Source organism: Heyndrickxia faecalis (assembly GCF_040267745.1).
Classification (GTDB): Bacteria; Bacillota; Bacilli; order Bacillales; family Bacillaceae_C; genus Weizmannia; species Weizmannia faecalis.
Genome location: NZ_CP158453.1, coordinates 1188063 through 1206373, shown reverse-complemented (window position 1 = coordinate 1206373; position 18311 = coordinate 1188063). Strand labels below are relative to the sequence as shown.

General features: G+C 48.2%; 16 protein-coding genes and 2 tRNA genes. 7 read left to right on the top strand and 11 right to left on the bottom strand.

The genetic code is table 11. The features are described 5' to 3' along the window. The first annotated feature begins 69 nt into the window (after positions 1-69). Positions 70-852, top strand: coding sequence for an SDR family oxidoreductase (locus tag ABR335_RS05610; protein WP_026685159.1), 783 nt, complete (start codon positions 70-72; stop codon positions 850-852). Positions 853-1658: 806 nt separating this feature from the next. On the opposite strand, the gene ABR335_RS05605 is transcribed toward ABR335_RS05610, so the two are convergent. From ABR335_RS05605 to ABR335_RS05575, 7 genes are all read right to left on the bottom strand, one after another. After that, positions 1659-2129, bottom strand: coding sequence for a divergent PAP2 family protein (locus tag ABR335_RS05605; RefSeq protein WP_017551378.1), 471 nt, complete (start codon positions 2127-2129; stop codon positions 1659-1661). Between the two features lie 52 nt (positions 2130-2181). Then, complete coding sequence (solA, locus tag ABR335_RS05600; RefSeq protein ID WP_350346647.1) at positions 2182-3333, bottom strand: N-methyl-L-tryptophan oxidase; 1152 nt, start codon at positions 3331-3333, stop codon at positions 2182-2184. Positions 3334-3408: 75 nt separating this feature from the next. Further along, a complete protein-coding gene (locus tag ABR335_RS05595) occupies positions 3409-4575 on the bottom strand; it encodes an NAD(P)/FAD-dependent oxidoreductase (RefSeq protein WP_350346646.1) in 1167 nt (388 codons plus the stop codon). Positions 4576-4974: 399 nt separating this feature from the next. Then, positions 4975-6444, bottom strand: a complete 1470-nt coding sequence (locus tag ABR335_RS05590; protein WP_276210430.1) for an aldehyde dehydrogenase family protein — start codon at positions 6442-6444, stop codon at positions 4975-4977. A gap of 14 nt (positions 6445-6458) precedes the next feature. Next, positions 6459-7388 (bottom strand): ornithine cyclodeaminase family protein, encoded by a 930-nt coding sequence (locus tag ABR335_RS05585; RefSeq protein ID WP_350346645.1) that lies wholly within the window; start codon positions 7386-7388, stop codon positions 6459-6461. Positions 7389-8031: 643 nt separating this feature from the next. Further along, positions 8032-8104: transfer RNA gene (locus ABR335_RS05580), tRNA-Ala, on the bottom strand. 18 nt (positions 8105-8122) lie between these two features. Next, positions 8123-8195 (bottom strand) — tRNA-Ala (locus ABR335_RS05575). A 166-nt stretch (positions 8196-8361) separates the two neighbouring features. On the opposite strand from ABR335_RS05575, the gene ABR335_RS05570 reads away from it, so the two are divergent. Beyond that, complete coding sequence (locus tag ABR335_RS05570; RefSeq protein WP_014097579.1) at positions 8362-9363, top strand: potassium channel protein; 1002 nt, start codon at positions 8362-8364, stop codon at positions 9361-9363. A gap of 117 nt (positions 9364-9480) precedes the next feature. Here the strand turns inward: ABR335_RS05570 and ABR335_RS05565 are convergent, their stop codons facing one another. Then, positions 9481-10830, bottom strand: coding sequence for a glucose-6-phosphate isomerase (locus ABR335_RS05565; RefSeq protein WP_014097578.1), 1350 nt, complete (start codon positions 10828-10830; stop codon positions 9481-9483). Between the two features lie 156 nt (positions 10831-10986). Here ABR335_RS05565 and ABR335_RS05560 point away from each other — a divergent pair, with 156 nt between their 5' ends. Both ABR335_RS05560 and ABR335_RS05555 read left to right on the top strand, forming a co-directional pair. Next, the gene (locus tag ABR335_RS05560; protein ID WP_014097577.1) at positions 10987-11217 is read left to right on the top strand and encodes a DUF378 domain-containing protein; all 231 of its coding nucleotides are present in this window, start codon (positions 10987-10989) and stop codon (positions 11215-11217) included. A 143-nt stretch (positions 11218-11360) separates the two neighbouring features. Continuing rightward, positions 11361-11840, top strand: a complete 480-nt coding sequence (locus ABR335_RS05555; RefSeq protein ID WP_350346723.1) for a GyrI-like domain-containing protein — start codon at positions 11361-11363, stop codon at positions 11838-11840. A gap of 437 nt (positions 11841-12277) precedes the next feature. Here the strand turns inward: ABR335_RS05555 and yugI are convergent, their stop codons facing one another. Further along, entirely contained in the window at positions 12278-12664 is a 387-nt protein-coding gene (yugI, locus tag ABR335_RS05550) for a S1 domain-containing post-transcriptional regulator GSP13 (RefSeq protein ID WP_014097573.1), read from the bottom strand. A gap of 265 nt (positions 12665-12929) precedes the next feature. Between yugI and ABR335_RS05545 the strand changes: the two genes are divergently transcribed. After that, on the top strand, positions 12930-13139 hold the full coding sequence (locus ABR335_RS05545; protein ID WP_026685154.1) for a helix-turn-helix domain-containing protein: 210 nt from the start codon (positions 12930-12932) through the stop codon (positions 13137-13139). 394 nt (positions 13140-13533) lie between these two features. Here the strand turns inward: ABR335_RS05545 and ABR335_RS05540 are convergent, their stop codons facing one another. Next, positions 13534-14565, bottom strand: coding sequence for an NADH:flavin oxidoreductase/NADH oxidase (locus tag ABR335_RS05540; RefSeq protein ID WP_026685152.1), 1032 nt, complete (start codon positions 14563-14565; stop codon positions 13534-13536). A gap of 198 nt (positions 14566-14763) precedes the next feature. Between ABR335_RS05540 and ABR335_RS05535 the strand changes: the two genes are divergently transcribed. Next, positions 14764-15621, top strand: coding sequence for an aldo/keto reductase (locus tag ABR335_RS05535; protein ID WP_026685151.1), 858 nt, complete (start codon positions 14764-14766; stop codon positions 15619-15621). 173 nt (positions 15622-15794) lie between these two features. Then, on the top strand, positions 15795-16637 hold the full coding sequence (locus ABR335_RS05530) for an aldo/keto reductase (RefSeq protein WP_350346644.1): 843 nt from the start codon (positions 15795-15797) through the stop codon (positions 16635-16637). 389 nt (positions 16638-17026) lie between these two features. On the opposite strand, the gene ABR335_RS05525 is transcribed toward ABR335_RS05530, so the two are convergent. Continuing rightward, positions 17027-18277 carry a L,D-transpeptidase family protein gene (locus tag ABR335_RS05525; protein ID WP_014097567.1) on the bottom strand — a complete coding sequence of 417 codons (1251 nt, stop codon included), beginning with the start codon at positions 18275-18277 and terminating at the stop codon, positions 17027-17029. Positions 18278-18311: the final 34 nt, after the last annotated feature.

Sequence of the window (18311 nt, the reverse complement as noted above, 5' to 3'; positions counted from 1 at the left end):
CTGTTTGTTACAAACGGTTGAAGAACGGGTAAACTACTGTCGTATTCCATCGGAGAGGAGTAAATGAAGATGAGATTGAAAGATAAAGTAGCGATTGTAACCGGCGGCGGGTCCGGCATCGGGGAAGCGTCCGCCTTGAAACTTGCTGCAGAAGGCGCAAAAGTTTGCGTAATGGATATTGAACAGAAACGGGCGGATGAGGTCAAAAGACGGATTGAACAAAATGGCGGGGAAGCGATGGCTTTGGAAGTCGATGTCACTGATCCGGAACAGGTGAAAACGGCTGTTGACAAGACAGTCAGGGAATGGGACCGGCTTGATATCGTATTCTCGAATGCCGGCATTAACGGGACCGTGGCACCGATTGAAGACTTGACCCCGGATGACTGGGAAAAAACGTTGTCGACCAATTTAAAAGGGACTTTTCTCCTCACAAAATATGCCATCCCGCATATGAAAAATAGGGGCGGCAGTATCATCATCACGAGCTCGATCAACGGCAACCGCATTTTTTCGAACATCGGCATGTCCGCTTACAGCAGTTCAAAAGCCGGGCAGGTAGCGTTTATGAAAATGGCGGCTTTGGAACTTGCCCGCTATAAAATCCGGGTCAATGCCGTTTGCCCCGGAGCGATTGAAACAAAAATCGAGCAAAACACGAACCGTACGGAAGAACTGGAAAAGGTGCAAATTCCGGTTGAATTTCCGGAAGGCGACCAGCCGCTTTCCGGAAGGCCGGGAAAACCGGAAGAAGTTGCCGATCTTGTTTTGTTCCTTGCATCGGACGATTCCAGCCATATCAGCGGCACAGACATCTATATCGACGGGACGGAATCGCTGCTGCGGGGATAAATGGATTTTTCACACCAGCTGGCGGGCCTACGGGGTCCTAGCGTTTGCCGGGTGAATCCGGTTCGCTCGGCTATTCCATAACGGTTGCTTTGAAAAAGTGAAAGGCTGGATAAAATCATTTAAAAGACGGTAACGTTCTCCATGTCCGCCGCCTTTTTTTGCGTTTTTTAAAACGGGTACAAGAGGAACACAGTGCTTGTAATCGTACTCCGCAAACTACGATATAGGGCTTACTGAATACATAAAATTTCTATATTTGATAAGGATGTTGACAGCTTCGGCAGAAATTGGAAATAGCTTGCACCTGAAAGCTGATTCAACGTATAGAGAAGACAGAATCGCCTTTTCGAAGACGGATTCTTCTATTTTTTGAGACATAACTTGCTTGCTGACAAATTGGGTACAAACTTAGAATCGGATTCGTTCAGCAAGCCCTAACAGAGACGACCTATATGTTAGGGAAGAGCCTCGTTTTTACTTGCTTCCTTAACATAGACGGGCTCTATGTGAAGAAAGGCCGTCGTTTTTCTTCATTTTCTTAACGTAGACGACCTCTATGTTAAGGAAGACCTTCATTTTTCCACGCTTTCTTAACGTAGACGCGCCCTATGTAAAGAAAGACCTTCGTTTTTCCGCGCTTCCTTAACCTAGACAGGCTCTATGTGAAGAAAGGCCGTCGTTTTTCTTCACTTTCTTAACGTAGACGACCTCTATGTTAAGGAAGACCCTCAATTTTCCGCGCTTGCTTTACATAGGGCTTACTGGACAGAGCGGCCACATTTTGTTCATTTTATATAGTCGGTTTTTTAAAACGGGTACAAGAGGAATGTCAACACGGCGGTGAGGATGCCCGTTATGATCCCGAAAAATACTTCCGCCGGTTTATGCCCTAAAAGTTCTTTCAGTTTTTGCCGGGATTCGGCATTTTTCAGCCCCGGGTCTTTCATTGTATCGAGAAGCCGGGAGAAATCTGCAAGCAGCTGGTTCAGCACTTCTGCATGGAAACCAGCCTGCCTGCGCACACCGATGGCATCATAAATGACAATGGATGAAAATACGATGCTGATGGCAAATGAATTGGAACCGAATCCGGAAGTCAGCCCGATGGCAGTCGTAAGGGCGATAACCATCGCGGTGTGCGAACTGGGCATGCCGCCTGTTGAAAACGCCATTCTCCAGTCAAATTTCCCGGATGTGATCAATTGAATGGGCACTTTTACGATTTGTGCCACGAGCATGCCAAGTAAAGCGGATAAAATCGGATATGATAAAAACATTTTTCCTCCTGTCTTTCACCTTCATGAATTTTCCGTGCATGACGAAACACCATTATTTCCACCCAAGGCCAGGCCGGCTGATTGAAAAAAGCGGCAGCGGGTGTGGGATATTGTCTTTTAACACCATTTGGCTGAGCATTTCTCCAACACTGCTTGCAAATTTAAAGCCATGTCCTGAAAATCCTGCGGCAATGGCCACATTGGGATATGCAGGATGGGTATCGATAATAAAATGTTCATCCGGCGTATGGGTATACAAGCATACTTTTCCCTTTTTTAAGCGTCCGGCTGCCCTTGGCATGTATGTTTTCAAAAATGCCCGGATATCTCCCTCGTCTTCACGGTATGCGCCAAATTCCCGGTTCATTGTATCAGGATCTGTTGCCTGCCCGCCGTCGTGGCGCCCGACTTTCACGCCGCTTCCGTTAAAACTTGGAAAGCCGTAGTATGTTCCTTCGTATCCGTTCATTGTAAAAGCCGGAAATACATCCGCATTGAACAGCGCTTCGTCCGCTTCAAACCAGCCGACCGTTTTCCGGACCGGCTGAAGCGGCAAATGGAGCCCTACGTTTTCAAGCAGTTTCCCGTTCCACGCACCGCCGCTGACAATGCATTTTCCAGCGGTGAATGTGCCGGTTTCTGTTACAACAGTGACAGTTTGTCCGTCGGTTTTCAAATCTGTAACCCGGGTATTCGCAAATAAACGTGCACCGTTTGCTTCCGCCAATGTACGGTAGGCGCGAATGCAGTTTTCGGGAAACAGGACGCCGGCATCCGGTTCATAAATGGCCTGGAAGCCTTCGGGAAGTGAAATGCCAGGCCAGCGTTTTTCCACTTCCGCACCGGTCATCGTTTTAATCGGGAGGTTGTATGTATTTGCGCTTTCGATTGCTTCGTTTAAAAAGGCCGCATGATCCTCCGGGCTGAAACTGAGGACGCCGGTCTTGGCAAAAATCTTTTCTCCGGATGCCTTTTCCAGTTCATCCCAAAGCGTTTGCGCCCGCAACACGAGCGGCACGTAATCCCGTCCTTCCCCGTAGGCATGGCGGATGATTCTCGTTTCGCCGTGGTGGCTGCCGGATGTATGCGGCGGGTCAAAAGCATCCAGCAAAAGCGTTTTTACACCTTGCCTTGCCAGAAAATAACCGGCTGCCATTCCCATTGAACCGGCACCAACGACAATAACATCGTAATGTTTCTCCATTGTATTCCCTCCCTTTCCGTTATTATAACTATACCATGTAGTTTGGAAAATGAGGCAAAAACAGAAGATGCCCTTTTAATAAATGGCATCTTCTGTAACAAGGTCGTTTTCTGCAAACCGTTCGACCCGGAGCGGTGTAAGATCAATGGTTTCATACTTTCCGGTCCGGATCAGTTCCGACAGCCCCTTTCCGACGGCCGGTGCCTGCTGCATGCCGTGCCCGCTGAACCCGAATGCGACAAAATACCCTTTCATTTCCGGATGCTCGCCGATGATGGCATTATGGTCGGCCGTATTGTAGTCATAAAGGCCGGCCCAGCCGCGTTCGACTTTTACCTTTTCAAAATTCGGGATGCGGCCAGCGAGAATAGGCCAAATCTGCTCCTCAAATTCGGACCGTTTCCAGCTGAAGTCGATCGCCGGCTTTTCCTCTTCCCCGTATCCGGCAATGATTTTGCGCCCCTCGTGCCTAAAATAGACACCGGTCGGATCCATCGTCAGCGGCAACGGTTTTGCAAGCGGTTTTTCCACATCAAACATAAAAATCCGCCGCGGTACCGGTATAACCGGAAGCGGCAATCCGGCTTTGCTGCTCAATCCGGAAGCCCAGGCGCCCGCACAGTTCACGACAACAGGCGCAAAAAACGCCCGGCCATCCTTGAGCTGCACGCCTTTTATCCGGCCCTCTTCCGCTAAAAAGCGGTCCACTTCTTCATACATATACTCCGCGCCGAGATGTTTCGCATTTTTTATAAACCCTTGCATCGCCGTGTACGGGTCCAAATACCCGCTTTCCGCGCAATACAGCCCGCCTGCAAGATCACGCGTGCTGAGTTCGGGAATGAGCCCTAGCAGTTCTTTTTTTCCGAGCCATTCAGATGAGACGCCGTTTTGGTGCTGGAGTTTCAAATGCTTTTTAAAATGCGGCATCATTTTTTCTGACGCCAGAAATAAGTATCCGCGCTGTTTCAAATCAATTTCAAACGTTTCGCTGTCGATTGCCATTGATTTGGAAAAGTTTCGGTAAACTTGCAGGCTGTACCGGCTCATTTGAATATTGACCGCCGTTGTAAAAAGCTGCCGGATGCCGCCTGCGCTCCGCGGGGTTGAGGCATATGCATACGAAGGATCCTTTTCAAACACAATGATTCTGCCGGCAAATCCATCCGCGAGCAAATGGTACGCTACACTCGAACCGATAATCCCGCCGCCAACAATGATCACATCCGCCTTGTTTTTCATCCCATCCCGCCTCTATTCTAAAAATATCCGCCGGCTAACTTTCATTCTTTTGCTGGTGCCGTATGCACGGGCCTCTATCCTGAAAACGCCGGCTAACTTTCATTCTTCTGCTGGTGCCGCGTTCAGTGCGGCATGGGCGTCTAATTGTTGCCGGCCACTCTTTTTTGTCTCTGCCAATCCACTGATGACGCTGCCATACATGGGCGCAAATTGTTGTCGATTTTGATATCGCGTACGTCTGATTTCACTTTCATCTTGTAGTTTGGAAAATCTTAAACATTCATGCTGATCATTTTGCCCCTGTTCCTATTGGCGCGAAGATAAAGCATATCATTGCCTGCCAAGCATGCAATGATATGCTGATCCGTTTTCGCGCTGCTGCCCGGTCCACAAAGGGATTTAATTGTTATCGATCTGGGCGCGCTGCAGTTTCCCGCTGAAATCGACATACACAGCCTTCCATTCCGTGTATACATCAAGTGCTGCCGGCCCCGAGTCACGGTGTCCGTTGCCCGTTCCTTTTGTCCCGCCGAACGGCAGATGGATTTCAGCCCCTGTCGTCCCGGCATTGATGTAGACAATCCCGGTATCCAGATCACGCATCGCCTGAAAAGCTTTGTTCACATCTTTTGTAAAAATACCGCTCGACAGCCCAAAAGTGACGCTGTTGTTAACGGCAATCGCTTCTGCAAGGCTTGCCACTGGAATGATCGAAACAACCGGGCCGAAAATTTCTTCCTGTGCAATGACCATTTCCGGGCTGACATCCGTAAAAACAGTCGGCGCATAGTAGTATCCTTTTCCCGGCAAAATGCGCCCACCCGTAAGCAGCCTTGCCCCCTCTTTTTTACCAATTTCGACATACTGGTGGATGCGGTTAAGCGCTTCTGCATTGATAACCGGGCCGACTGCCACCGTTTCATCAAGGCCGTCGCCGATTTTCAGTTCCGCCGTTCGCCGAATCAGCTTTTCCTCCAGTGCATCTTTGATCTTTTCATGGACAATGACCCGGCTTGTAGCTGTGCACCTTTGCCCGCTCGTGCCGAATGCGCCCCAAAGGATGCCGTCCACCGCAAGATCGAGATCCGCATCATCCATAACAATCACTGCGTTCTTCCCGCCCATTTCAAGCGAAGTTCGTTTCAGAAGGCCGCCTGCTCGTTCATTGATTTTACGCCCGACTTCATTCGACCCGGTAAAAGAGATGAGACCGATGCCCGGATGTTCCACCATCGCTTCACCAATCACGGAACCGGAGCCGTTGACAAGATTGACAAGCCCTTTTGGGAGCCCCGCTTCTTCATAAATTTTCACAAATGCACACGCTGTGGCCGGCGTTTCCGTGGCTGGCTTCCAAATCACCGCATTCCCCGTTACAAGCGCCGGCAGTGATTTCCAGGAAGCAATGGCGATTGGAAAATTCCACGGTGTGATCAGCCCGGCAACGCCAACTGGCACACGGATGCTCATCGCAAATTTATTTTGCAGCTCAGATGGCACGGTATCGCCAAATTGGCGCCTTCCTTCCCCTGCCATGTAAAAGGCCATGTCGATCGCTTCCTGTACTTCCCCGCGCGCTTCATCAATCACCTTGCCCATTTCGCTTGTAAGCGTGCGCGCGATCTGTTCTTTTCTTTGTTTTAACAGTTCCCCGACTTTGTATAAATAGTTTGCGCGCTCAGGTGCCGGGACGAGCCGCCACACGCTTTGCGCGCTTTTGGCAGCCTGGACGGCACGGTCAAGGTCCGGTTCGGCGGATTGCGCCACTTCGCCCAATGTTTTCCCGTTTGCAGGATTTACAACCGGGGCAAATTTTCCCGTTGACGGTTCGCACCACTCGCCATCAATGTAATTCAAATATTTTTCCATGTGTTGTTCCCCCTTTAAAAATCGAGCATTTGCCCGATTCCAAGCTGAATGGCTTTTTTATAAACCGTTTCTGCAGCTACCAGGTCAAACAGGGCCATGCCTGTTGATTTAAAAACCTGTAGCGCGTTTGGATCCGGTTTTACTTTTTGTGTGACAATTTTAGAAAACGGAATGGTTTCAAGCCGGCTGTCTACATCCCCGCTTTCCTTTGCGGCATCGTGCGAGTCGATATATATCGATTTCAAGTTTTTTAGAAGCGCATCAGGAAATTCGCGCATATGCGGCTGGTATGAGCCAATACCAATGACAAGCTTTCCGTCGTAAAGGTCTTCTTCCGGCAGTACAGGTGTGGCAGATGATGTTGCCGTAATGAGGATATCGACGTTTTCGGCAAGTTCACGGGCGGATTTGGCAATATGAACCGGGATATTTGGAATGAGCGTTTTGAACCGGCGAATAAACGGAGGAATGTTAGAAGGTGTCCGGTTGAATAAAAAAATGTTTTCGATGTTGCGTGCGGTGCAAACACCGGCAAGCTGATATAGCCCTTGATAACCCGTTCCGATAAGCCCGGCTGTTTTGGCATCGCCTGGCGCAAGATATTTTGCCGCCGCCCCGCCGATTGCCCCGGTCCGGAGCCCGGTTAAAACCGTTCCGTCCATGAGCGTTTTCATGGATCCATTCCTGCTGTCGACGAGCAGCACAGCACCCTGGGTCACCGGCCGGTCCTTGTTGTCCGGGAAAACGGAGACGATTTTTGCGCCGGCTGCCTCATTTGTGCTGCACGGCATGAAAAGGACGGAGTTGTCCCGGATGGTAAAATGCGTGCGCAGCGGCATTTGGTAACCGTTTTCTTCATAGATGCGGTATGCTTTTTCTACAGCTGCAACCATTTCCTGCATGGAGGCTGCTTTGAGGACATCATTTCCATTAAGGACAAGCAAGGCCGCACCTCCTTCCTTCAGGGATTTGGTAAAAATATATGTGAGGCAAAGCAGGAACATGATAAAAAAGGATTTGGCAGCCGGGGAAGCAGCTTTGGGACCCGGACCTGCAGCTTTGTCGGATTGGGGGCTATAACGGGACAGTTCCTTGGTTTCCGGCCCCACATTTTGTCCTTCATCCACCCGATGAAAGACAGTTTGGCGTTCATGTCCCGGTGTTTTGTCTTTCATCAGCCTTGTGAAGGACAATTTGGCGTTCATGGCTCTGAGTTTTGTCTTTCATCGGCTCTATGAAGGACAATTCGCCGTTCCCCGGCCTGGGTTTTGTCTTTCATCGGCCTTATGAAGGACAATTTGCCGTTCATGGACCCGTGTTTTGTCTTTCATCAGCCCTATGAAGGACAATTCGCCGTTTATGGTCCTGTGTTGTTTTGTCTTTCATCAGCCTTATGAAGGATCAATTCTACCTGGGGCTTGTGTCTAATTGGACGCGCTATCGGGACAGTCCTCCGTGGAAGTTCAACGCTTTTGACTGATGGCGTACACCAACGGGACAGTTTCACAGGGGTTAATTTTATTTTTCCTCAGGGGCGCATATACGGAAAAACGCCCAAACCTGTAACAGGGTGGACGTTTTGTGTGATGGAGCATAGCGGGTTCGAACCGCTGACCTCTTGCATGCCATGCAAGCGCTCTCCCGGCTGAGCTAATGCCCCGTGATATAAAGTTGGGAATGGAGCATAGCGGATTCGAACCGCCGACCTCTACAATGCGAATGTAGCGCTCTCCCAACTGAGCTAATGCCCCGTTTTGTCATGATCACCGTTTTTCATCAGCGACAATGTTATTATACAATGCGAAAAACGATCGTGCAACTATTTTTTTAAAAAAATATTTTCCCGTTTGCCGCCTTGTTTTTCCGCATTGAGGCCGGGGAATACTATTGGAGATACCAAAAAAGGAAGTGGACGGTATGTTTCATTTATTTTATTACCGTTTTTTACGCTGGCCGATCATTGTCCGGATATTGAACTTGGCCCTTGCTGTGATCTTTGCATTCGGGCTGGCTATCCATTTTGTCGAGCCGAAAACTTTCCCGACGGTTTTTGACGGTATTTGGTGGGCCGTTATCACGACGGCAACGGTCGGTTACGGGGATTTGTACCCGGTCACTTTGGCGGGCCGGCTGATCGGCATCATCCTCATTTTATCGGGTGCCGGCATACTGTCTGCCTATTTCGTGGCGCTGGCCGGTGCAACGGCTACACGGCAAAACGCTTTTTTGGAGGGAAAAGCGGCGTTTACAGGAGGGAAACAAATGGTCATTATCGGCTGGAACGAACGCGCCAGAAAAGTGATCGGGCAGCTCATGGAATTAAAAGAGCGGCAGCCCGTTGTGTTGGTGGATGAAACACTTGAATCCAACCCTTACCCTTATGACAATGTTTATTTTATAAAAGGAAAGCCGTATCAGGACGAGACGCTGAAAAAAGCAAATGTCAAGGCAGCGAAGGCGGTGCTGATCACGTCCGACCAGCATAAAACGGAGACGGAAGCAGACATGGGCGCAGTCCTGACACTGCTTGCCGTCAAAGGCTTGAATCCGGATGCATATTGTATTGTGGAGATCCAGACAGCCGACCAGGTTGTAAATGCCAAGCGGGCGGGCGCGGATGAAGTGATCCAGGCAAATACACAGGCAAGCTTTGTCATGCTGAACAGCCTGATTTCAAACGGAATGTCCGATACGCTTTTGTCGTTATTGAACCAGCAGGAAAAAAATCACCTTGACTTTATTCCGGTGAAGCCGAAGTGGCGAAACTTGACGGTAAAAGATTTGAGCCGGCAGCTGCAAAAAGAGCGGAAAATTTTAATCGGCATCCAATCGGGGGATGACACCATGATCAATCCACCCTTGGATTATACCATTACGGATGAAGAGCATTTGTTTGTCGTTTTGGAAAAAGACAAGTAACAATGCAAATGCAGAATCCCCTTTTGATCAGCCGAAAGTTTTGGCTTACAGTCGATCCTTGGCGCTTTCCTCAAATGAAAAAAAGCAGGGCTGCCCATTGCCCTGCTTTTTTCTGCATTATTTCAAACGTTTTTCGAGTGCTGCTTTTAAATCTTCATAGCCCGGTTTGCCGAGGAGTGCGAACATGTTTTTCTTGTATGCTTCAACACCAGGCTGGTCAAACGGATTGACGCCATTTAAATAGCCGCTTACCGCACAGGCTTTTTCAAAGAAGTAAACGAGGTAGCCGAATGTGTATGCATCGGTTTTCGGAATCGAGACGACCAGGTTCGGTACGCCGCCGTCTGTATGGGCAAGCAATGTGCCTTCAAATGCTTTGTTATTCACAAAGTCAACGGTGCGGCCGGCCAGGTAGTTCAAACCGTCCAAATCGTTTTCTTCTTTTTCAATTGTCAGTTCTTCGCGCGCCTGCTCGACTTTTACGACCGTTTCAAACAAATCGCGACGGCCTTCCTGTACATACTGGCCAAGGGAATGCAAGTCGGTCGAGAAGTTTGCGGAAGAAGGATAGATGCCTTTTTGGTCTTTCCCTTCACTTTCACCGAATAATTGTTTCCACCATTCAGAGAAATATTGCAGTCCCGGTTCGTAGTTAATCAACATTTCGATCGTTTTGCCTTTGCGGTACAGAATATTGCGGACAGCCGCATATTGATAGGCAATGTTTTCCGCTACTTCAGGGTTTGAGAAATCATCAACGGCTTTTGCTGCTCCGTCCATCATCGCTTGGATATCAACGCCGCTTACTGCGATCGGAAGCAGACCGACAGGCGTTAACACAGAGTAACGGCCGCCAACATCATCCGGAATCACGAATGTTTCGTAGCCTTCCGCATCAGCCAGCGTTTTCAATGCCCCTTTTGCGCGGTCTGTTGTCGCATAGACGCGGCCTTTTGCTTCTTTTTCGCCGTATTTTTCAATGAGCAGTTTGTTGAAAATACGGAAAGCAATCGCCGGTTCTGTCGTTGTTCCGGATTTGGAAATGACATTGATGGAGAAATCTTTTCCTTCCAGAACGTCCATTAAATCTTTCATATAGGTGGAGCTGATGCTGTTGCCGACGAAGAAAATTTGCGGGTTTTTGCGTTTTTCTTTCGGCAGCACGTTCATAAAGCTGTGGTTGAGCATTTCAATGGCAGCACGGGCACCGAGATAAGAACCGCCGATCCCGATCACAAGCAGCACGTCGGAATCATTTTGAATTTTTGCCGCTGCTTTTTGAATACGGGCGAATTCCTCTTTGTCATAATCTTTCGGCAATGTCAGCCAGCCGGTAAAATCATTGCCGACACCGGTTTTTTCATGTAAAAGCTTGTGGGCCAATCGAATCGGTTCGCTTAAGTATGTAATTTCATGTTCGTTAAAAAACGCGAGCGCTTTTGAATAATCAAACTGAATATGCGTCATTGTCCAAATCCTCCTGTTATCGATTTACCATCTCCACTTTATCGAATCTTTACCCTTTTCGCAAGGAATGTAACGAATTTCTCACATTTCCTGCATGCATAATGTTTGCGGATTCTTGCCATGCTATTCCTGTACATTGAACAAGGAGGTAGAGAAATGAGCATTGTACAAAGAATTGCGTTAATTTTCACGATTATTGGCGCGATCAATTGGGGCCTTATCGGTTTTTTCAACTTTGATCTGGTAGCGGCCATTTTTGGCGACAATTCCGCGATCTCCCGGGTCATTTATGGCATTGTCGGCATTTGCGGCCTGATTAACCTCGGCCTGCTTTTCAAACCGGATGCCGAAGTGGAGCGGTCCACCCAGGCAAAACCGACGAGATAAGAGATACAGCCTTGGGAAACCGTGTTTTCATTGTAACAAAGGCAGTGCAGCATGCCTGCCTTTTTTTGTGTTTTTTTATCTTATTTTCCTTTACGCCCGCTTCTTTTTTCATTTAAAATGAAGCTATAAAGATGAGCGGGGAAGTGTGCAGCTTGGAAATTCAAATTGTTCAGAAACATGCATTTAACGCAGTCGGGAACAAATGGACCGGTACCTTCGAACAGGCAGCAAACGGGGAGATCAAAAGATTTTTCCATCAATTTAAGCAAAAAATGGGGAAAATCCGTCATTGCACGGATCCCAGTGTTGTGATCGGGCTTTCCTACCACTCGCAGGATGATGAAGGTTTGTTTTCCTTTTATCTTGTCCGTGAAGTGGCCTACATAGAAGCGGTTCCGGAAGGCATGACAGCTCTGACTGTTCCTTCCTATACATTTGCGGCTGCGAAATATAAAGGCGAAGACGTGCAAAAAGCGTATGCCGAGTTGTATAAATGGATCAGGAAAAACGGCTACACCGTCTTTCAGGGGCAGCTTGAGCATCGTGAAGATTATCCGACATCATACGAACCTTTAACCGATGAACCCGAATTGACCCTTTATATCCCGCTATATATCGAATAATACACGGGTGAGTTTTCCCGCGTTAGGCAAACGATTCTGCATGGCACATGGTTTCAGACGGATGCAACCGGAAAAGCGTTATATAAAATGAGCTTAAGTTTTTCGCGTCAAAATCAATAGACATTGCTTCAGGCAACACATGAAGAATTTAGTTCAAGTTATATACTCTGCATGGCAACGACAGCGCCCGCCTTCCATCCGGCGGGTTTGCGCGTACAAGCGATCTGCATCACGCTTTTCATGCGGCGGCGCTGACAAGTTTTCCGTTATTGGCCATTCTTCCCGCTTCATGCTGTGTGACAGTAGCGGGATTTTCGGCCTGATCTTGGCGGCACGGCACTATGATCCGTAAACTGAATGGTCCGCGCAGACTGCGGTATGCCCGGCTTTTTTCGGATAAAAAAATCCGGACAATCTGTATGCCCGGAATCGCCCGATTATTTTTTAATTAAATCTTCACGTTTTGATTTTTCAATCCACTCTTTTAACTTATCGCGCAGCGTGTTGAACCCTTCCCCGGACTCTTCAGCGGCCTTCACGGCGCCCTGACGCCGGCGCGGTTTCCTTGTGTCCTGGTGCGGTGCTTCTTCCGTGGCTTTAATGGAAAGGCTGATTTTGCCGTTTTCTTCGTCTACCGACAACACTTTTACTTTGACTTCATTCCCGATGTGGACATGATCGTGAATATCTTTGACATATCCGTGTTTAATTTCGGAAATATGGACAAGGCCTTGTGTCTCTTCATCAAGCGCTACAAACGCGCCAAACGGCTTAATTCCGGTCACTTTTCCGGTATATACATTTCCTGCTTCATAATTTGACATGAAAACACTCCTAGTATTGTTTTTTCCTGTTATACGCAATAAAATATTATATCATAGTCACGGGTGCCTGTCATTCCAAAAATATTTTTCAGGCCTGGCCCCGGCTGGCACCCAGACATTATTTAACATTTTTATCGTGCCCGTGTTTAAAAAAGTTCAAAAAATTGCTTCAGCCTGCCACCCGCCTATATGCTACAATAAAATAAAGAAATGAAATGGAAAGGAAGTATTTTTATTCAAAATAATCGTTAAGGGAGGGCGTCTCATGAATAGCTTTGGCGAGAAGTTGAAATTTTACCGTGAATTAAGCGGGATGAGCATTGAAGAACTGGCCGTGAAAGCCCGGATTGGCAAGCATACACTCGAGCAGTACGAAACCGGGGAGCAAATTCCGACCACACAGACGATATTAAAACTCTCCACTGTTCTTGATGTAGCCGCTTCCGTATTTTTGGAAGCGCTCGAAAAAAAATAATTGTATAAGAGGTTTAAATTCACTTCACAACGGCTATCCTAATACTACAATGCTTTCTTTAGTGAGTGCGACTTTCGGAAAGCCGCACTATCATAAGTATTCCCCCTTTTTTTATTTTGCGGGTCCGGTTTTCCGGCCCCGTTTTTTGTATGCTGTAAAAGAAGAAAACAGCGCCTCGTTCAGTGCGCTGTTTTCCTGTTTTTGGATTCGCTTCATTGCAGGCCAAGTTGCCCGGTCCGGGATGCGCGGACGGCCGCTGCAAACAGCCTTCCTTACCTTTTTGAGAACCCTCTTGTGTCTTGGAGCGGCACACCTGCGTCTTTACAGGGCGCGATACCGGCTTCGAGTGGTCGATTCGGATACTTTCACGGATGGCCGCTGCAAACAGCCTTCCTTACCTTTTTGGAAACCCCCTTGTATATTGGATCGGCACACCTGCGTCTTTGCCGAGCGCGATCCCTGCATTGAGCGCCCAATAAGGGTTGCGGAGCATGCCTCTGCCGACCGCAACAAGATCTGCTTCTTCGTTTCCGATTACCGCATTGGCAAGAACCGGGTCTTCCAGCCGGCCGACTGCAATGACCGGAACGTTTAAAGCCTCTTTGATCTGGCGTGCAAGCGGCACCTGATAAGCGGCGTGCGTCCCCGGGCGGCCGGCCGCACCGATATGGCCCTCGCCTCCGGAACTAATATGAAACAGGTCAACACCGGCTTCTTTATACGCCTTCGAAAGCGCAATACTTTCTTCAATGCCATACCCGCCATCGACATATTCACGGGCTGAAATGCGCATAATAAGTGGCATGTCGGCAGGCATTTCGCTTTTGGCAGCGGCAATGACTTCTTTTCCAAATAATGCCAAATCCTGTCCGTATTCATCTGACCGTTTGTTTGTATAGCGCGACTGGAATTCATGGATCAGATAACCGTGTGCGCCGTGCAATTCGATCGTGTCAAAACCGGCCTGGACAGCGCGGCGGACAGATTCGCCAAATTTGCGGACGATTTCTTTGATTTCTTCCTTCGTTAATGCCTTTGGTGTTTTTGCATGGTCATCAAAAGGGATGGGGGAAGGGGCAACCGGTTGTTTTGCATCCTGTGCTTTTCTGCCGGCATGTCCGATTTGAATCCCGACTTTGGCGCCGTACTGGTGGCACGCTTCTACAATTTTGGCAAGCGGAGCGATCTGTTCATCAGACCATAAGCCGAGATCATTGTCGGAAATTCTGCCGTCCGGCTCCACATCGGTCATCTCCATAATGATCAGGCCGGCGCCTCCGATGGCACGGCTGACGTAATGGACATAATGCCAGTCAGTGGCAACGCCGTCTTTTTTCTCAACGGAATATTGGCACATGGGAGGCATGACAATACGGTTTTTCACTTCAAGCGATTTCAGCTTGTACGGGGTAAATAAATCATTCATTGCAAAACCACTCCTTACGGCTGTTATTTTTGCACCTGAACCGCTATGTAAATTGGCGGAAAAGTTCGTTCCAAATATAACAAACCGATGTTCCAACCGTCAAAATTTGCGCTCACAGTCTTGTGCGTGGCACAAAGCTGCTTGATTGTGTTAAAATCATCGTACACTTACATATCTAAATGAAAGAGGGAATGAAGGATGGCTCAAACGATTCCAAATTTAAAATTCAATAACGGCGTTGAAATCCCGCAACTCGGTCTCGGTGTTTTTCTTGTAAAAGAAGAAAATGAGTTGAAAAACGCTGTGAAAGCCGCGCTGGAAACCGGCTACCGCCATATTGATACCGCGATGATTTACGGGAATGAAACATATGTCGGCGAATCAATCCGGGAAAGCGGCGTAGACCGGAAAGAAATCTTCATTACGTCGAAAGTGTGGAACTACGACCATGGCTATGAGGAAACAAAAGCCGCTTTCCAGGCGAGCCTTGACCGTCTTGGCACCGATTATTTGGATCTTTATTTGATCCACTGGCCGTCACCGAAATATATTGAAACATGGAAAGCAATGGAAGAACTTTACCATGAAGGCAAAATTAAAGCGATCGGCGTATCGAATTTCCAAATCCACCATTTGGAAGATTTGCTGGCCCATAGCGAAGTGGTACCGGTGATCAACCAAATTGAGACACATCCGGAGTTTCCGCAAAATGAACTGCATGAATTTCTAAAGCAACACAATATTTTACATGAAGCATGGGGCCCGCTCGGCCAGGGCAAGAACAACCTGCTTGAGCAGCCTGTTTTGGTTGAGCTTGGGAAAAAATACGGGAAAACCCCGGCGCAAATTGTGTTGCGCTGGCACGTGGAACGCGGTATTGTCGTCATTCCAAAATCGGTGACCCCGAGCCGGATTAAAGAAAACAGCGAGATTTTCGATTTCTCGTTAACGCCGGAAGATATGGAAAAAATTGCTTCATTGAACACCGGGAAACGGTACGGAAGGAATCCGGATGACGAAGAATTTTTAGCACAAACTTCCGTAAGGCCGGAATAAAGATGGGCAGCTGTCCTCAGGGCAGCTGCTTTGTTATTTGCTTTTCCGGAAATGATGGCAGTTTTTCCTGATTTGCCTCCCGCTGACCCAAGGCAGCAAGATCAATCATCAAAATAGACGCATTTTCCAGTCATTGGTATACTGGTTACAAAATACGAAAGGAGCGATAGAAATTGTCTATTTCCATTCCTGAAATCAAACTGAACGACGGGATGACCGTTCCGGCTGTCGGATTCGGCACGTACAAACTGAACGGGGCGGCAGGCGTCCAGGCGATCGTAAGCGCGATTGACGCGGGTTACCGCCTGATTGATTCGGCGTTTAATTATGAAAATGAAGGGGCAGTCGGCGAGGCGGTCCGGCGCTCTTCTGTTCCGCGCGAACAGCTGCGCATCACTTCGAAACTCCCGGGGCGGCACCATGCTTATAAAGAAGCGGTCCAAACCATTCAGGAATCATTGTACAGGGACGGCCTCGATTACTTTGACCTTTACCTCATCCACTGGCCGAACCCGAGCAAAGATTTATATGTGGAAGCATGGCAGGCGCTTATCGACGCGCAAAAATGGGGGCTTGTCCGCTCGATCGGCGTTTCCAATTTTTTGCCGGAGCATTTGCAACGGATCATAAAAGAAACCGGGGTTGCGCCGAGCATAAACCAGGTGGAACTCCACCCTTATTTTGCACAGGAGGAGCAGCGCGCCTGGCATGAGGAACATGGGATCGTGACGGAATCATGGAGCCCGCTTGGAAGAGCGAACCATCTGCTTGAAGATCCGGCGATTCAAAAAATTGCTGCGGACCATCAGAAATCTGTCCCGCAAGTGATTTTGCGCTGGCATACGCAGCTTGGCGCCATTCCGCTCCCGAAATCGGCTTCACCGGAAAGGCAGCTGGAAAACTTGTCTATCTTTGATTTTTCGCTTTCTGAAGAAGAGATGCGCACCATATCCGGATTAAGCCGCCCGGACGGCAGGACTTTCGGCCAGGATCCAGCAACGTATGAAGAATTTTAAAGACGTATTTGGTGAACGATGCAGATACGTATTTTGAGAAGGTTCCGGCAATCTATGAAAAATTTTTAAGCCATGTAAAAAAAGGGGCTATCCCAATAGTCGTTAAACGGCTGATGGGAGCCCCTTATTTTTGTAAGTATGATATAGTTGGTTGTTGGTTGTTCATTTCAGTCACGATGCCCACAAACGTTTCATGAATCTCACAATTATCTGTTCAGGAGCCAACGGGACTGCTCCTTTTTTTATAAGCACGATACAATTGGTTGTTCGGTTTCCGTCACGATGCCCACTAGCGTTTCATGAATCTCACAATTATCTGTTCAGGAGCCAAATGGGACTGCCCCTTTTTTAAAACAAGAACCGGACCGGATAGAAGCCGGTTCCGGCCATTAATAAACGATGACCGGTTCGTTTTGTTCCAGGTTGTCATAGACGGTTTTCATGACACTTGGCGGCGTGTTCACACATCCGCCGGAGCCGTGGTGGACATAGGCGTCCATGGCCCAGTTCTTCCGCCAGCTCGCATCATGGAAGCCAACACCGCCGAGCGTGAAAGGCGCCCAATATTTTACCTTAACGGAATAATTCGGGTTGCCCGCTTCACTGCCCTCCAATACAGACGGGGACTCTTTATATTCGATGTACCAAACCCCTTTTGGCGTATCTTCGTGTGTATCATGCCTTCCCGTTACAACCCGGGTCGTGACTTTCAGCTTGCCGTCCTTATAAATCCAGATGCGCTGGTCGGAAATCGACACTTCCGCATACGTATCGCCAATCCCGTTTTCGGCCAGGACATGGTAGCCGACGCCGATCGTGCTGTACCCTTCGCCGTAAATATTGTAAGCCTTGACGGTATCCTTGCCGTTTTGAAAGGCGTCCGCAATCCGTTTCGCTTCCGCTTTCGTATCAATCGCCCAGCCGTACGACTGGCCTTTTACGGAAATGACGGAGCCCGCATGCGTTTTGAAACTGAAGTTTTTATGGAGCGTCGATTTCTCCTTGTTCAACGCATCCAGCCGCGACTGGATGCCGGACGGGTCAATTGCTAGTTTCATATCTTTTGAGACGGATGCATTTTGAATTAGTTCACTTGCCTTGAACGGATATTTCTTTTCCTGCAGGATATAGTTGACAGTCTTGTTCGAGAGTTCCTCAAGCTTTTGCTTTTCCTGCTTTACAATTTTGCTGTTTTCGCGGACCGGTTGAAGTTTTACCGGACGCAAATGAATTTCACTATTGTATTTTTGTGTGTCATATGCCTTTAACATGGCGGAAATGTCGTATTGATTGCCGTTTTCGCTTTTCGATACACCAATTTTTCCGTCCTTCAGATAAGCCTGTGCATCTTTTGGTGCCTGCAGATGTTGATTTTGCTGTTCCAGTTTTTTGGAAACTTCCTGCTTCAGTGTCACATTGCGGTAGTGATCCGTCCGCCCCGGCATGACCATATAATTTTTCTCTTTAAAAGACGGAATCCATGTGCGCTGGGTTTTGAAAACGCGTTTTACCTTCGCCATATCACCGTCTGTAAAACGGACCTTTGTATCTTTCCCGTCCACCAAAACTTTGTTCCCGACATATACTTTATTTGTTAATGTCATAGACTTTAATTTTTTCATCGCCTGTTCAGTGGTCATGCCGCCGACTTTGACGTTGTTGATTTTGACATGC

Coding starts and splice junctions, on each gene's coding strand:
- ABR335_RS05610 (WP_026685159.1), top strand. CDS start 70: ATGAGATTGAAAGATAAAGTAGCGATTGTAACCGGCGGCGGGTCCGGC.
- ABR335_RS05605 (WP_017551378.1), bottom strand. CDS start 2,129: ATGTTTTTATCATATCCGATTTTATCCGCTTTACTTGGCATGCTCGTG.
- solA (WP_350346647.1), bottom strand. CDS start 3,333: ATGGAGAAACATTACGATGTTATTGTCGTTGGTGCCGGTTCAATGGGA.
- ABR335_RS05595 (WP_350346646.1), bottom strand. CDS start 4,575: ATGAAAAACAAGGCGGATGTGATCATTGTTGGCGGCGGGATTATCGGT.
- ABR335_RS05590 (WP_276210430.1), bottom strand. CDS start 6,444: ATGGAAAAATATTTGAATTACATTGATGGCGAGTGGTGCGAACCGTCA.
- ABR335_RS05570 (WP_014097579.1), top strand. CDS start 8,362: ATGTTTCATTTATTTTATTACCGTTTTTTACGCTGGCCGATCATTGTC.
- ABR335_RS05565 (WP_014097578.1), bottom strand. CDS start 10,830: ATGACGCATATTCAGTTTGATTATTCAAAAGCGCTCGCGTTTTTTAAC.
- ABR335_RS05560 (WP_014097577.1), top strand. CDS start 10,987: ATGAGCATTGTACAAAGAATTGCGTTAATTTTCACGATTATTGGCGCG.
- yugI (WP_014097573.1), bottom strand. CDS start 12,664: ATGTCAAATTATGAAGCAGGAAATGTATATACCGGAAAAGTGACCGGA.
- ABR335_RS05545 (WP_026685154.1), top strand. CDS start 12,930: ATGAATAGCTTTGGCGAGAAGTTGAAATTTTACCGTGAATTAAGCGGG.
- ABR335_RS05540 (WP_026685152.1), bottom strand. CDS start 14,565: ATGAATGATTTATTTACCCCGTACAAGCTGAAATCGCTTGAAGTGAAA.
- ABR335_RS05535 (WP_026685151.1), top strand. CDS start 14,764: ATGGCTCAAACGATTCCAAATTTAAAATTCAATAACGGCGTTGAAATC.
- ABR335_RS05525 (WP_014097567.1), bottom strand. CDS start 18,277: ATGACCACTGAACAGGCGATGAAAAAATTAAAGTCTATGACATTAACA.